This is a genomic window from Acinetobacter sp. 228 (genome assembly GCF_048147885.1).
Window position 1 is genome coordinate 1 of the sequence record NZ_JAYWYV010000029.1, and the last position, 14,679, is coordinate 14,679.

The window sequence follows — 14,679 nt, forward strand, 5'->3', positions numbered from 1 at the left end:
CAGAAGTGAAACCTCTTAGCGCTGATGGTAGTGTGGGATTACCCATGTGAGAGTAAGTCATCGCCAGCTCATTATTCGAAACACCCCCGGTCTAAAGGCCGGGGGTGTTTTTTTATGTTCTAAAAATGAACCCTCTGATAGGTGATTTGACCCCTACAGACTATAAATTAAGAATTCAATTTATATGTTTTTAAACAAAACTATGTTATAAAAAATAAAACGGCATAAAAATTGCTTATAAAACGAGATTTTTATTAAGGGGGTCACAATGAGATTATCAGTGGGCATAAAAATTGCGAACTCGCTGTCATTAACTCCACAATTACAGCAAGCAATACGGTTATTGCAGCTTTCAAGTCTGGAGCTGGAACAGGAAGTACAGTTGCAACTTGATAGCAATCCTCTGTTAGAAAAAGTTGAAGAACAAATTACCCTTGAAAGCCTGTCTACTATTGAATCTGATAATGAACATAATGATCTAACCAATGAACTTAATGCTAATCATCTGCCTGATGATTTACCAGTAGATACAGATTGGGATGATGTTTATACGCATCAGCCTACGAGCCTTGGGGCGGCCGAATTCGAAGAGCGGGAAGATAATCGTCAAGGACACCAGACTCTACAGGAGTATATGCTGGAGCAAATCAATCTATTGAATTTTTCCCAAGTGGATAAATTGATTGCTTATTGCATTATTGACTCCTTGGATGATAAAGGCTTTCTAGATGCAGATTTGAGTGAAATTACGGCTTCGGTACAACACCTTTTATCTTCTATGGACTTTGAAGAAGAAATTGAAGATGATGAAGTGGCAGTCGTTTTAAAACATATCCAGCGTTTAGATCCGGTGGGTGTAGGTTCTAGAAGCTTGGCAGAATGTCTCCTGGTTCAACTTGATAATTTGCCCGCATCAACGCCTTGTCGAAATGATGCGATTAAACTTCTGCAACATTATGAATTATTGATTACTAATGAACTTCCTAAGCTGATAAAGCAAACTGGACTCAATCAAGAACAGTTGCGCTGTGCAGTAGATCTGCTAAAAACACTGAAACCGCACCCGGGACTGGAATTCGAAAATAAGGAATCAGATTATCAGGTACCCGATGTTGTCGTGATGAAAAAGGATAACTGTTGGCAGGTCAATTTAAACTCGGATATCCTGCCAAAGTTACGTATCAACTCGTTCTATGCCAAGATGATTCGTCGTGCCGATCAAAGTGACGATAATCAGTATTTACGTAATCAAATGCTGGAAGCAAAAAACTTTATTAAAAGTATTGATGAACGCCATAAAACCTTATTGAAAGTTGCAACCTGTATTGTAGAACATCAAAAAATGTTCTTGGAAATCGGCGCGGAAGGCATGAAACCTCTCGTGTTAAGAGATATTGCCGAAGAAGTCGAATTGCATGAATCGACAGTTTCACGTGTGACTACTAATAAATATATGCTAACCCCACGAGGCTTATTTGAACTGAAATATTTCTTCTCGAGTCATGTGGGTACCACCTCAGGAGGTGAGGCCTCTTCTACTGCCATTCGTGCCAAAATCAAAAAACTGGTTTCTGAAGAAAATGCCCGCAAACCTTTGTCGGATAATGCGATCGCCACCATTCTGAAAGATGAGGGTATTGATGTGGCACGACGTACGGTAGCTAAATATCGTGAATCGTTACATATTCCTTCATCTTCTGAGCGAAAAGTCTTGATCTGAAATTTGAAATCTGGCTATTCTAGAGATTCATTATGACAGCATAATGAATCTTCTTTCTTTTGAGTGACAGTAAAAATGATTTTATTCAGGACTTGAAATGGGAATATATATTTTATAAGTTACTGTATTTAAGTTGTTTTATATTGTGACTCTTCTAATCCTAACGAAGGTGAGGGATAGAACTATGCAAATAACAATTCGTGGACATCATTTATCTATTACGCCAGCAATTGAAGAAAGTATAAAAACCAAATTTTCACAAATGACGAAACATCTGGACCAGGTGAATAGTATGCAAGTGAAACTCTCCAAAGATCATCAAATCGATAAACCCTCCAGAAAGGGCAGTAGTAATCATATCGCAGAGGCTATTATCCGATTACCGGGCATTGAATTTTTTGCTCACGCCACCGCAGATGATATGTATACATCGATTAAAATATTAGCAGAAAAACTTAAACGGCAAATTGATCGATACCGGGAAATACATTTACAGCAGCATGCTTTAGTCCTATAAAGGACAAATGATAAAAAAGAGGTTTTAAAAGCCTCTTTTTTTTATAGATATAATGTAGGGATTCATGAATTATTTTTGCTATTTATAGTAAAATGGCTCGTTTTACACCCTTAGTCCTATTAGAGGTCTTGTGATGAATAATGAACAGCTCACTGAAATTTTAAAAGCCGCTTTTCCCGAGGCGGATGTTGCTGTGAGTGGTCAGGGCGGAAAATTTGATCTCCGTATTGTAGATGATCAATTTGAAGGTAAGCGTCCAGTTGCACGCCAACAAGCTGTTTATGCTCCTCTCAATGCCCATATTGCCAGTGGTGCAGTTCACGCAGTGACAATTCGAGCAATGACAAAAGAAGAATGGCGCAAAGCAAGCTTATTTGGAGCTTAATCATTTAATGGATAAATTTTTAATTCAGGGCGGTATTAAGCTCGAAGGTGAAGTGCGTATTTCTGGTGCAAAGAATGCAGCACTTCCATTATTGGCGGCAATGATTCTGGCTGATACTCCTATTACGCTTAGAAATGTGCCTAATCTGAAAGATGTCAATACGCTGGTGCAGCTCATTGCAGGTCTTGGGATTACCATGACTTATGAAGGCGATACAGTTGTTGCTGATACCTCTACTTTAGATAACCAGTTTGCACCATATGAACTCGTAAAAACCATGCGTGCTTCGATTTTGGTGCTCGGTCCATTGCTAGCGCGCTATGGTAGTGCAAAAGTGTCACTTCCAGGTGGTTGTGCCATTGGTTCCCGACCAGTGGATCAGCATTTAAAAGCCTTGGAAGCTTTGGGTGCCGAGATTGAAGTAGAAGCCGGTTATGTACATGCCAAAGTCGATGGTCGCCTGAAAGGTGGTGAAGTGGTCTTTGATATGGTGACTGTCGGCGGTACTGAAAATATTCTGATGGCTGCAGTGTTAGCAGATGGCATCACCACAATTCGCAATGCTGCACGTGAACCTGAAATCACCGATCTTGCACAAATGCTCATTAAAATGGGTGCCAAGATTGAAGGTCTAGACACTGACACCTTGGTGGTGACTGGGGTTGAGAGCTTACACGGCTGTGAATACTCAGTGGTTGCAGACCGGATTGAAACCGGTTCCTATTTAGCTGCAGCTGCAATCACGGGTGGTAAGATCAAAACCACACATACAGATCCAACTCTGATGGAAGCTGTGCTGGAAAAGTTTGAAGAAATGGGTGCAGAAGTCACCCGTGGCGATGACTGGATTGAACTGGATATGATGGGTAAACGTCCGAAAGCAGTGAGCTTCCGTACCTTGCCACATCCAGATTTCCCAACAGATATGCAAGCTCAGATTATGGCGGTGAATGCTATTGGCCATGGGTTTGCGACAATTTCAGAAACCATTTTTGAAAATCGATTTATGCATGTACCTGAATTGGCACGAATGGGCGCAAATATTCAGGTGGAAGGTAATGATGCAGTCGTAACAGGTGTGGATAAACTTTCTGCAGCACCCGTGATGGCGACAGATTTACGTGCTTCATTCTCTTTGGTATTGGCAGCACTTGCCGCTGAAGGTGAAACATTGATTGACCGTATTTATCATATTGACCGCGGTTATGAAAATATTGAAGCGAAGTTACAAGGTTTAGGTGCCCAAATTAAGCGAGTAAGTTAATGAGCGATATGAGAAACGATGATCCAAACTTTGACGTAATGGGCAATTTTGATCATGGTTTAACTTTGGCATTGAGTAAAGGACGTATCTTGAAAGAAACGTTACCTTTACTTGAAACAGCTGGTATTAATCTTTTAGAAGATCCAGATAAATCGCGCAAGTTAATTTTCCCCACCACGCATAAACAGGTCCGTATTTTAATTTTACGTGCCTCTGATGTACCGACCTATGTGGAAAATGGTGCGGCAGATATTGGTGTTGCGGGTAAAGATGTACTCATGGAACATGGCGCGCAAAATGTCTATGAACCACTCGACTTAAAAATTGCTGTCTGTAAACTGATGACGGCAGGGAAAGTGGGCATGGAGCGTCCGAAAGGCCGTCTGAAAATTGCTACCAAATACGTCAACTTAACCCGTCAATACTATGCCAGCCTGGGTGAGCAAGTGGATGTGATCAAGCTGTATGGTTCAATGGAACTTGCACCACTGGTTGGTCTGGGTGATTACATCGTCGATGTAGTCGATACCGGTAACACCTTGCGTGCCAATGGTCTGGAGCCACTTGAAGAAATTTGTAAAGTATCTTCACGTTTGATCGTTAATAAAGCCAGCTTTAAGCGTAAGCAGGCATTATTAAATCCGATTTTGGCTCAACTGGAACAAGCGGTTGAAGCACGTGAGCAAGCGAAAAAAGTATAATTTATGCTGAACACAAAAACCGTCCTTAATAGGGCGGTTTTTTTTATAACTGATTTATAGGAATACAATAAGATTGAATTTTAATAATCTGTGAGTCGAGATTAAATTCATAAATATCACAAGCAGCAATAATATGATCAAGACCATGTAAATGGAAAGTTGCATGACCTTGAATGATAATAAAATTTTGACAAATATGGGTGTTTTTTAACGTAAATAGATGAGGTGCGTTTCGAAAAAATCTCTCAATTGTAGTGATGTGATTGAGTACAGTTTCTTTTCCTATTAAGTCACGTTCACCGATGATCTCCCAAACAATGTCATCCGAAATATACGGATGCAGTTGATTAAAGTGTCCGAGAGAAAACTGCTGGGCAATCTGTATAGCATCCATATTTATACTCTTATTTTTTTGGATGATGTTTTGATCTTGAGCCTAGATTGAACGAGTTTAGCAATAAAATCAAAAGTAATTATTCATGAAAGTTGTTTCATTCCAAGTTGAATCTTGTCCACAATAATCAGGAAACAAGGTAAACTAAAGCCTCCCATTATTTTCATTGTGGATAAATTGATGCGACGTTTATCGACTCAAGATCAGAACTTTAAACAAGTCTTTGCTGATTTGTTGGCTTTTGAAACTGTGAGTGACCCCGAACTTTTAAAAACCGTAGATCAAATCATCGCTGATGTTCGTCAGCATGGTGATGCTCATGTTCTTAAACTCACTCAACAGTTCGATCGACATCCAGCGCATCAATTCTCAGAGCTTGAGCTGACCCAGGAACAATTGAAAGCAGCATTTGATGGTCTAAGCACGGAAGTCCGGGAAGCGCTTGAACTTGCAGCGAATCGTATTCGGGAATTCCACCAAGCACAAAAGCAAGATGGCTGGACTTATGTGGATGCCTTAGGCAATACACTAGGTCAAAAAGTGACCCCACTGGATCGTGTGGGGATCTATGTACCCGGTGGTTTGGCGTCTTATCCATCTTCTGTGTTAATGAATGCCGTGCCAGCACATGTGGCGGGGGTGCCTGAAATTATCATGGTGGTGCCTGCACCCAATGGTGAACTCAATCCATTGGTATTGGCCGCTGCCTATTTAGCCGGTGTGACACGCGTATTTACGATTGGTGGTGCACAAGCCGTGGCCGCCTTGGCTTATGGTACAGAAACCATTCCATCAGTCGATAAAATCACAGGTCCGGGTAACCGTTTCGTGGCTGCTGCGAAGCGAGCCGTGTTCGGTCAAGTCGGGATTGATATGATCGCTGGTCCTTCTGAAATTTTAGTCTATGCAGAAGGCGAAAATAATGCTGAATGGCTGGCGATGGATTTACTGTCACAAGCTGAGCATGACACGGTTGCACAGGCGGTATTCATTACACCTGATGAGGAACTTTTAAATGCTGTAGGTGAATGGATCGAAAAGCATTTAGAAGCATTACCAAAAGCTGAGATCGCACGTACATCCATTGAGAACCGCGGTGCATTGGTGTTAGTTAAAGACCGTGCAGAAGGTGTAGAACTCATTAACCAAGTGGCTCCTGAACACCTCATGCTCTGTTTAGATGAAGCGCAAGAAATGGCTGAAGATATTCGCCATGCTGGTGCAATCTTCATGGGTCGCTATACACCTGAAGCGATTGGTGACTACTGTGCCGGTCCAAACCACGTATTACCAACCTCGGGCACTGCACGTTTCTCATCACCACTTGGCGTGTATGATTTCCAAAAACGCTCGAGCTTGATCATGTGCTCGCAAGACGGTGTGAAAACCTTAGCAAAAACAGCAGATATTTTGGCGCAACAAGAGAATCTGGATGCCCATGCACGTTCTGCACGTTATCGTTATCAGTAAGTCATTCCGCAGAAATCAATAAAGAAATGAATATTTCCTCTTTTGCGTCATATATGGCTCAGGGAGAAGTTAGGAGAAGGGTGATCAAGAGACCTCTCCCTAACCCTCTCCTGGAAAGAGAGGAAGTTTAGAGAATTTAAAAATGAAGATCACAGCAGAACAAATGCGTTTTTGGAGTCCCGAGGTTCGTGAACTCGAGCCCTATGTGCCGGGTGAGCAACCAAAAATCCAGAACCTGTTAAAACTGAACACCAATGAAAACCCTTATCCGCCTTCCCCTAAAGTCGTGGAAGCGGTGCAAAAAATACTGGAAAATTCAGCAGATGCATTGCGTTTATATCCTGATCCTGATGCATCTGAACTAAAACAGGCGATCGCTAAACAGCAAAAAGTTGCTGTTGAAAATGTCTTTGTTGGAAATGGCTCGGACGAGGTTTTAGCGCATATTTTTAAAGCCTTTTTCATTCAAGAATTACCGCTTTTATATCCAGATATTACCTACAGTTTCTATCCGGTTTATAGTCAATTCTTTGGTGTCAAAACCAAAGTCTTGCCACTCAATGACGACTTTGAAATTGTGGTGGACGATTATAAGCAAGCTAATGGCGGAATTATCATTACCAATCCAAATGCGCCAACCAGTATTGCATTGGGCTTGTCTGCAATTGAAGAAATTCTTCAAGCCAATCCCAACTCGGTGGTGGTCATTGATGAAGCCTATGTGGACTTTGGTGCCGAATCAGCAGTAAGTTTGGTTAAAAAGTATGACAACCTTGTAGTTTGCCAAACTACGTCTAAATCACGTTCATTGGCAGGTTTGCGTGTTGGTTTTGCAATCGCGCAACCACATTTAATTGCTGCACTTGAAGCGGTAAAAAACAGCTTCAACTCCTATCCAATGGATCGTTTTGCAATTGCTGCTGCGGTGGCTTCTTTTGAGGATCAAGCATACTTTGAAACGCAAAATGCTAAAGTAATTGCGAGTCGCGAAATGCTAGTTGCTCAACTGAGTGAACTTGGTTTTAAAGTCTTACCATCGAGTGCCAACTTTATTTTTGCCTCATTGCCATCTAAGGAGGCAGGCGAACTTGCAGCTGAATTACGTGAACATGGCATCATCGTGCGTTATTTTAATAAACCACGGATAAATCAGTTCCTGCGTATCACCATTGGTACGGATGAACAGAATCAGCGTTTGGTAGATACCTTGAAAAACGAGATTTTAGTTTAATCTCTCCCTTGCGAAGCGGTGCTTCTCATCTTTAGAAAAGAAGGACTTTCCTGATTTTACTGAATTAGAGGATTCCCTCCTTTGGTGAAGAAGGGTTAGGGTGGATTCAAAATAAAAAAGCGATTCAATTGAATCGCTTTTTTCATTTATTCAGGCTCATACCAGGTATTGAGTAAATTCAGCATGGCTTCAACTTTATCAAAACATTCCTGATATTCTGCATCACTGTCAGATGCAATGGTAATGCCACCACCAGCCCATAAAGACACTTCCTCCTGATACTTCTGAATAGAGCGAATCAGAATATTCCAGGAGCCTGTACCATCAAAATTAAAATACCCCATTGAGCCACAATAAGCCCCACGCGGTGCACCTTCGAGTTCTTCAATAATTTGCATGGCACGAATTTTAGGTGCACCCGTAATTGAACCGCCTGGCAGTGCAGACATTAAAACCTCAAAAGGATTCACATTTTCCTTTAGAGTTGCCTCAACTTCACTCACCATATGATGCACTTGATTGAAGCTTTCAATGTTAAACAGCTTGGGTGTTTTGACAGTACCTGTTTTCGCATAAACACTTAAATCATTACGTAATAAATCCACAATCATGACATTTTCTGCCTGATCTTTTTCCGATGCTTTTAAGGTTTGTCTAGATTGCTCGTCTAGCACAGGGTCGCTATAGCGTGGCATGGTGCCTTTAATCGGCTTGGTAATGATTTTTCGATCTGCTTCAAAATCAATAAATAACTCGGGTGAGCAGCTGAGTAATTCAAAATCACCAATGCGCAAATAACCCGCATAGGGTGCTTCGGTAAGTGACCAGAAGGCTTGGGCAGTCGCTAAGAGGGAGCCTTGGGCACGACCTGAAAATTCTTGAGTCAAGTTAATCTGATAACAGTCACCTGCAACAATATAATCCTGAATCTCCTGAAAAGCCTGAGTGTAAACAGATTTTGTCCAGCGTGCAGTACAAGGGCTTTTTAACTGAAATGTTGGATAATTTAAATCTCGTTCAAGCAAGCCTTGGATATGATTGAAAATTTGCTCGGCCTGCGAGTCGTGACTATAGAACATCCAGCCTTCAGAACTTGGCTTAATGTAGGACGAGAACTGACCAATGAATAAACCGGGTTGGGGACGGTCTGGATAATGGATATATTGCTGAGCTGCATAATCATAGCCAATAAAGCCGATATAACCTCCAGAAAATCCATGCTTTTGAGGCGTTTTTGGTCCATCAATTTCTAGATTGAATTCGGATGGAACAGCTTGATATTGTTCAATCTCTGTTCTTTTAAAACACTGGGTTTCTGAGGTCTGGGCAATAAAATATTCCTGAGCACAGCAGGCAATGAAAGGCTGACCATTATTATTTAAATACGCCAGATGATCCAATGTCTTCAATGCAGATAATAGATCTGCAACTAGCAGCGATTCAAAGTTTAAGGGACGATGATAGAGAGCTTCGGTCATTCAGTTATGGGGAGTTCGGGATGACTTACTATTTTATATCAAGAAGACGGAAAATATTTTTAAATCATGAAATACCGTTTATCGGTAAGCGACAGATTGCGACCAACGACAGTTGATCAAAAACTGACTCGACGTTAATTTAAGTGGGCTAGCAAATTACTCAAGGAAAGATGTTTAAGCTGTCAGAAAATAAAAAATACAGCCTCAACACTGAGTAATTCACAATCAAAAAAATAGTACTCTTGGGAGAGTAAACAATGAAGAAATTCACAAAATTAGTTCTAGCGACTTCAGTTGCATTTAGTGCCAATGCGATGGCGATGCAGGCAATGGATGAGGCATCTCTAAGCGAAACAACGGGTCAGGAAGGTATCTCGATTGGTATCGGTATTTCAAAAATTGAAATTGAAAAACTCTATATTCATGATAATGATGGTTATTCTGGAGCTGGTGGTACAGGTGCAGCAGGTGCGATTGTTATTGAAGCAAATGGTAAAGGTGCAACAGCTGCTCACGGTGTAGTAGTTGGTGCTAACTATGACAATAATGGTGCATATTTATTGCCTACACGTAACCTCGCTGACTTGAAAATTGACTCTGATGCTGGTGGTGGGAATCCATTCATTAATATTGCAGCAGCAGTATCTGGTTTAGATATTCATATTGGTCAAATTGGTGTTGTGGCATCTGGTGATGAACCAGCTGCAGATGCAACGTCTATTCGTCGTGGTGGTCAAGGTACGACAAATGCAATTTTATCTGGTTTGTCAATTAAAACAGGTCCAATGTCTGCAAACATTCAATTGGGTGCAGCACCTCAAGGCGCAATGATTAAATTAAATGCAAATATGATCGGTGGTCTGGAAATTAAAGACCTAGGCATCTTGGATAATTCAACGAAAACTGATACTCGTGCTGCAGGTGAAATCTTCATTGAAAGTATCAAACTAACAGATGCAAACTCTAGAGATCTTGCGTTAAATCAGTCTATTAGCGTATTTGGTGAGGAAGCGGCATCTAAAGGCTATATCCGTATTGTTAGCACGAGCGGTGCACATGATAATTATGTGAAAGGTATTCATTTAGGTAGCCGTACTGCTGCATCAATCGGCGATATGGAAATCCAAGGTTTACAAACTTATTTCAGCCCTGCGCTAGGTCAATACGCCCCAGGTGCGATTATTACTATTGCTGGTCACTAATCTTCATTTAAAAAAAGCGCGTGTTTACACGCGCTTTTTTTATGACTGAATCATTTATCCAAAAAATAAAAAAAATGCTGTATTTTTTTGAAAAAGAAGGTATCTTTCTAGTTACAGGGAAGTAGAGTTAATACTCTATAAAAAGAAAAATAGGCATATTATGCCAATCATAAGAAAAGTTAATAATTATGTTAGAGATCGCGTTGGGCTCGGCATTGATGTATTACGCTGCCAAAGAAGCTCTAGATATCAAAAAACAGCCACCGGGCGCTGTTCACTATACTGAAGTCCTTGATTCAAGAAATGATTCTTTTAAGCGCATGCACCGCGAAACAGTAGAAATAAAGCCGGCACTGCTGGATCAATTCCAAGGTATTGTACGTCAGGCTTATGACTATAGTTGTGGTTCAGCAGCACTTACTACCTTACTCAACGGTTATGTCGGTACGCAGCTGGATGAGCAGCAAGTCATGAGTGGGCTGATGAAATTTGGTGAAACGGATAAAATTGTTGAACGCCGTAGTTTTTCTCTACTTGATATGAAGCGCTTTGTTTCAGCCTTAGGATTGGAAAGCGGAGGCTATCGAGGAGAATTCAAGGATTTAGTCAATCAAGATCAGCCGGCCATTGTTCCGATTTCCTATGCGGGATTTAAGCATTTTGTGGTGTATAAGGGCTATAAAAATGGCCGGGTTTATGTTGCAGATCCAGCACTTGGCAATATCAGTTTTGATGAGCGGCGTTTTCAGGATATTTGGGAAAATAACACCTTGTTCCTGATCAATGTCCCTGAGCAATATCGCAAAAATTTTCTGGCATTAAAAGAATCAGATATGCGCCATGTAGAGGATGCGACAATTAACCGCTATGCCTTGGTCGACATGCAATATCCACAGTTTTATATGGATAAAATTGCTGATAAAGCTTCTACAATCCGTATGGACCGTAATCGTAATACAGAATCAGAAAAGTTTGGGGAGTATCAATATAATTTCCTGAGACTGTATTATAAGAATAAATAAAGTAAAGAAAAACAGTAATAAAAATTAAAATGGTGAAATGGATATGAACAGTAAATGGATGAACAAGACGTTCTTGGCACTGAGCATTCAAATGGTAATGGGCGTTGCATTTGCTGCAGAAGAACCAGCACTAGGTGAATACGAAACGGTTGATGAGGAAGTTGTAGTTGAAACTACAGCAGTACAGCCTCAAACTGAGCAAGTCGAAACACAGGTTGCAGAAGATGTAGAATTAGGGGGATATGAAGTAGTTGAAGATACTACTGTTAAAACTACAGTACCTGTAGAAGCTCAACCTAAACAGGTCACAGATGCATCTCAGGCTTTACAGCAACAAGAAGGCGATGCAACTCAGGCAACTAATCTCGAAGAAGTATTTACGTCAAATGAACGTCAATATTCACTGATTAAAAAAGGTGATATTTCATCTTATTACGATATTGATTATACCTACTATCGAGATACCCAACTTGACCTAGAAATGGCTCAGGGACAATTATATCAACTGCGGGTGCAAGAAAATGCAACACATACTCTGACCAATACTTTCACTTTCCAATATGGGGTGAAAGATAATCTGACATTAACTGCATCCCTACCTTTGGTGGCCAAGACCGACCTCTTAAAAGATACCTCTACTGCCGGGTTGGGTGATATTAGCATGGGCGCGCGTTGGGAGCCTTTTCCGTTAAAAGCAGGCCGTCTTCCTCTGATTTTATTTGCAAATTTATCTACCAAAACGGGTGAAAGCCCCTACGAAATTAATGCAGCCACGGATCTCGGTATCGGTAAAGGATATTATTCTGCGGGGCTAGGGGCCAGTACGCGTAAATACATTGATCCGGTCGTACTGTTTGCATCGGTTTCTGCGAACTATGGTTTTAAAGAATCTGGTCTGAACCAACGTCGTGGTTATCGTATTATTGAAGAATTTGATCCCGGAATTAGTGGGGGTTTTGCATTCGGTTTCGCCTACTCATTTAACTATGATGTTTCAATGACCATGTCCTATCAGCAAAGCTTCAATACGGGAGCTGAGTTTAGCTATAACACGGGTGAAAGTTATTCTGCTGCGGATCAGACCAGTGCTACTTTTGCGATTTCATTAGGGGTCAGGGTTTCTCCAGAAACAATTGTAAATGGTACTGTCGGCCTGGGGCTGACTGAAGATGCACCGGATGTTTCGTTGGGATTGTCATTCCCGCTTGATATTTTAGGTTTTGGTAAAAAAATCAGTTAATAGGGGTGTCGTATGAAAACCATTCGACTTAGCCCGTTATTAACAGGAATCATTCTTGCGGGCTGTTCAAGTTATACTTTTGCGCAACTAGGGGCCAACCTTTCGGTGGATCTGCGCGCATTATCTATGGGAAATGCTGTAACTGCAGATCCTCCAGGGGTTAATGCCATTCACTTTAACCCGGCAGGCCTGACTAAGATTCAGGGCCTGCAAACAGAACAGCAGATTATTGTCGCTAATTTTGATATCCAGCGTGAGTTTTCAGTGCCGGCTGGATATAACGTATTTGGCTATTCTGATGACCCCATGGTTTGTCATGATGGACCGGAAGTTTCATCTGATATATGTACTGATTTTAAAGGCAAGGTCAGTGGTGATGTAGAATACGTCAGTCTTTTTGTGCCTTATCTTAAAAAAATGGTCGATTTGGGCGAAGGCCTTCCTTTGGTTGCGCCGACCATGGGGGCTGCCTACAATCCACCTGGTTCTAAAGCAACCTATGCGACCGCAATTTATGCACCGTTAATGGCCGGGTTTGGTCAGGAAGATGGAAGTCCTGCAAACTTCATGGGTCAGCAGGTTGCCTTGGAGCGGATTACTTATCTGTCTCCATCTGTCGGTTATGAGGTTAACGACCAGCTGTCGATTGGTGCATCTGTCGGGATGTCGTATCAGGCTATTGCGATGAAAACAGACTTGCGTTTTCCAAATGAACTGATCGGCATGCTAAGAATGATCGATGAGGTTGTCTGTACGCCGTTTAAAGAAAATTCCGACATCATTACTGACATTCTTTTACTCGGAATTTGTAATGCTGACGAAGGCATGAATCCATTTGGCAAATTTGGCCAAATGCAGTTGTCGCTCGAGCAAAATTTAAGCCCCAGCTATAACTTGGGTATATTATGGGAACCGCGCGAAGACTTTAGTTTTGGTATGGTTTATCAAAGCGCTGCAAAAATGCGTCTAAAAGGTAAATTCCATATTGATAATGCCAAAGCACCGCAAGAGATGATTAAAGGTTTAATGACCTCGCCTACCGGACAGATTCTGGCTGCAATTCTGGGATTTCCAAATTATATTCCTTCCAGTGAGTCTGGTTTGGTGTCGATGGATTTCGAATATCCAGCCCATTTCCAGGCAGGGATCACCTATAAGGTAATGCCTGATTTACAGGTGAATTTTGATGTCGGCTGGACGGATTATAAGGTTTGGGATAAGTTTAAATTCGAGTTTGATCGTACGCTTTCCGCTTTAAAGATCGCCAAAATCTTGTCTGGAAATGTGACCGATTCTAGTCTGGCTTTACCTATGGGATTTAAGTCACCATGGAACTTCGGTATAGGGATGGAGTATTCGGCAACCGACCGTCTAAAGCTTCGCGCAGGTTATGAGCCACGAACCAGTGCCATTCCAAAGGATAAGCGCAATACTATGGTACCTATTAATGGTGCACAGTTGTTTGGCCTGGGGGTAGGTTATCGTTTTGATGCAGACACTGATCTGGATCTATCGATTGGTTTCTTACGCGGTAAGGATCAGATTCCAGCAAATACCAGTAGTTTAGCTAACCAGACTGGGGTAAATAATTTGCTATTAAACCCATATGCAGGTTTAAACATCAAAACAGATACCAAAATTACCATTTTAGGTTTGAACTATCGCACGCGTTGGTAACAAAGACATGATCAAGACAGGGAAAGTTGGATGGGCAGCGGTGCTGGTATTAAATCTGGTACCCTTATCTTTCACTACAAGTGCTAAAGAATTTATTACGATTATTGGTCCGGATGGGCGACCATTAGTTGTACCCGGTAACCCTGCAGAGAAAAAAACTGAAGAAAAATATCCATCCTCTAAAAAAACAGGAACTGTGGTAGCAGTCCAATCCTCCTCGGTACAGCAAAATTTGGAAAAAATACCAGTCACTGAAAATAGACAAGTGAAGTCTAGGCAGGACCATAATATGGTTGTACAACCAGTACAACCAGTACAACCAGTACAACCAGTACAACCAGTACAACCAGTACAACCAGTACAACCAGTACAACCAGT

At 41.4% G+C, this 14,679-nt stretch carries 13 protein-coding genes and 1 pseudogene; 12 read left to right on the forward strand and 2 right to left on the reverse strand.

From position 1 onward, the window contains the following. The first annotated feature begins 268 nt into the window (after positions 1-268). The 5 genes from VXQ92_RS14815 (at position 269) to hisG (ending at position 4,587) form a co-directional block, all read left to right on the forward strand. Complete coding sequence (locus tag VXQ92_RS14815) at positions 269-1,720, forward strand: RNA polymerase factor sigma-54 (RefSeq protein ID WP_064097050.1); 1,452 nt, start codon at positions 269-271, stop codon at positions 1,718-1,720. Between the two features lie 184 nt (positions 1,721-1,904). Further along, positions 1,905-2,237, forward strand: coding sequence for a ribosome hibernation-promoting factor, HPF/YfiA family (gene hpf / locus VXQ92_RS14820; protein WP_064097049.1), 333 nt, complete (start codon positions 1,905-1,907; stop codon positions 2,235-2,237). A gap of 133 nt (positions 2,238-2,370) precedes the next feature. After that, positions 2,371-2,622: a BolA family iron metabolism protein IbaG gene (gene ibaG, locus VXQ92_RS14825; protein ID WP_004646023.1), complete on the forward strand. Its 252-nt coding sequence runs from the start codon at positions 2,371-2,373 to the stop codon at positions 2,620-2,622. Between the two features lie 7 nt (positions 2,623-2,629). Then, a complete protein-coding gene (murA, locus tag VXQ92_RS14830) occupies positions 2,630-3,886 on the forward strand; it encodes a UDP-N-acetylglucosamine 1-carboxyvinyltransferase (protein ID WP_064097048.1) in 1,257 nt (418 codons plus the stop codon). After that, positions 3,886-4,587, forward strand: coding sequence for an ATP phosphoribosyltransferase (gene hisG / locus VXQ92_RS14835; RefSeq protein ID WP_064097047.1), 702 nt, complete (start codon positions 3,886-3,888; stop codon positions 4,585-4,587). Before murA ends, hisG begins: the two co-directional genes overlap by 1 nt. A gap of 43 nt (positions 4,588-4,630) precedes the next feature. Here hisG and VXQ92_RS14840 read toward each other — a convergent pair whose 3' ends face one another. Next, the gene (locus VXQ92_RS14840) at positions 4,631-4,981 is read right to left on the reverse strand and encodes a hypothetical protein (RefSeq protein ID WP_064097046.1); all 351 of its coding nucleotides are present in this window, start codon (positions 4,979-4,981) and stop codon (positions 4,631-4,633) included. Between the two features lie 168 nt (positions 4,982-5,149). On the opposite strand from VXQ92_RS14840, the gene hisD reads away from it, so the two are divergent. Beyond that, the gene (hisD, locus tag VXQ92_RS14845) at positions 5,150-6,451 is read left to right on the forward strand and encodes a histidinol dehydrogenase (RefSeq protein WP_171254985.1); all 1,302 of its coding nucleotides are present in this window, start codon (positions 5,150-5,152) and stop codon (positions 6,449-6,451) included. 142 nt (positions 6,452-6,593) lie between these two features. After that, positions 6,594-7,682, forward strand: a complete 1,089-nt coding sequence (gene hisC, locus VXQ92_RS14850; protein ID WP_416682327.1) for a histidinol-phosphate transaminase — start codon at positions 6,594-6,596, stop codon at positions 7,680-7,682. 146 nt (positions 7,683-7,828) lie between these two features. Here the strand turns inward: hisC and VXQ92_RS14855 are convergent, their stop codons facing one another. Beyond that, positions 7,829-9,160, reverse strand: coding sequence for an anthranilate synthase component I family protein (locus VXQ92_RS14855; RefSeq protein WP_416682328.1), 1,332 nt, complete (start codon positions 9,158-9,160; stop codon positions 7,829-7,831). Positions 9,161-9,417: 257 nt separating this feature from the next. On the opposite strand from VXQ92_RS14855, the gene VXQ92_RS14860 reads away from it, so the two are divergent. The 5 genes and pseudogenes from VXQ92_RS14860 to VXQ92_RS14880 all read left to right on the forward strand — a co-directional run. Continuing rightward, complete coding sequence (locus VXQ92_RS14860; protein WP_064097042.1) at positions 9,418-10,362, forward strand: DUF6160 family protein; 945 nt, start codon at positions 9,418-9,420, stop codon at positions 10,360-10,362. 188 nt (positions 10,363-10,550) lie between these two features. Further along, complete coding sequence (locus VXQ92_RS14865; RefSeq protein WP_064101824.1) at positions 10,551-11,384, forward strand: C39 family peptidase; 834 nt, start codon at positions 10,551-10,553, stop codon at positions 11,382-11,384. Positions 11,385-11,421: 37 nt separating this feature from the next. Further along, complete coding sequence (locus VXQ92_RS14870) at positions 11,422-12,624, forward strand: hypothetical protein (RefSeq protein ID WP_416682330.1); 1,203 nt, start codon at positions 11,422-11,424, stop codon at positions 12,622-12,624. A 12-nt stretch (positions 12,625-12,636) separates the two neighbouring features. After that, the gene (locus VXQ92_RS14875; RefSeq protein ID WP_416682332.1) at positions 12,637-14,301 is read left to right on the forward strand and encodes an OmpP1/FadL family transporter; all 1,665 of its coding nucleotides are present in this window, start codon (positions 12,637-12,639) and stop codon (positions 14,299-14,301) included. Positions 14,302-14,308: 7 nt separating this feature from the next. Next, a pseudogene (locus tag VXQ92_RS14880) lies at positions 14,309-14,679 on the forward strand (hypothetical protein); the annotation flags it as partial.

Coding starts and splice junctions, on each gene's coding strand:
- VXQ92_RS14815 (WP_064097050.1), top strand. CDS start 269: ATGAGATTATCAGTGGGCATAAAAATTGCGAACTCGCTGTCATTAACT.
- hpf (WP_064097049.1), top strand. CDS start 1,905: ATGCAAATAACAATTCGTGGACATCATTTATCTATTACGCCAGCAATT.
- ibaG (WP_004646023.1), top strand. CDS start 2,371: ATGAATAATGAACAGCTCACTGAAATTTTAAAAGCCGCTTTTCCCGAG.
- murA (WP_064097048.1), top strand. CDS start 2,630: ATGGATAAATTTTTAATTCAGGGCGGTATTAAGCTCGAAGGTGAAGTG.
- hisG (WP_064097047.1), top strand. CDS start 3,886: ATGAGCGATATGAGAAACGATGATCCAAACTTTGACGTAATGGGCAAT.
- VXQ92_RS14840 (WP_064097046.1), bottom strand. CDS start 4,981: ATGGATGCTATACAGATTGCCCAGCAGTTTTCTCTCGGACACTTTAAT.
- hisC (WP_416682327.1), top strand. CDS start 6,594: ATGAAGATCACAGCAGAACAAATGCGTTTTTGGAGTCCCGAGGTTCGT.
- VXQ92_RS14855 (WP_416682328.1), bottom strand. CDS start 9,160: ATGACCGAAGCTCTCTATCATCGTCCCTTAAACTTTGAATCGCTGCTA.
- VXQ92_RS14860 (WP_064097042.1), top strand. CDS start 9,418: ATGAAGAAATTCACAAAATTAGTTCTAGCGACTTCAGTTGCATTTAGT.
- VXQ92_RS14865 (WP_064101824.1), top strand. CDS start 10,551: ATGTTAGAGATCGCGTTGGGCTCGGCATTGATGTATTACGCTGCCAAA.
- VXQ92_RS14870 (WP_416682330.1), top strand. CDS start 11,422: ATGGATATGAACAGTAAATGGATGAACAAGACGTTCTTGGCACTGAGC.
- VXQ92_RS14875 (WP_416682332.1), top strand. CDS start 12,637: ATGAAAACCATTCGACTTAGCCCGTTATTAACAGGAATCATTCTTGCG.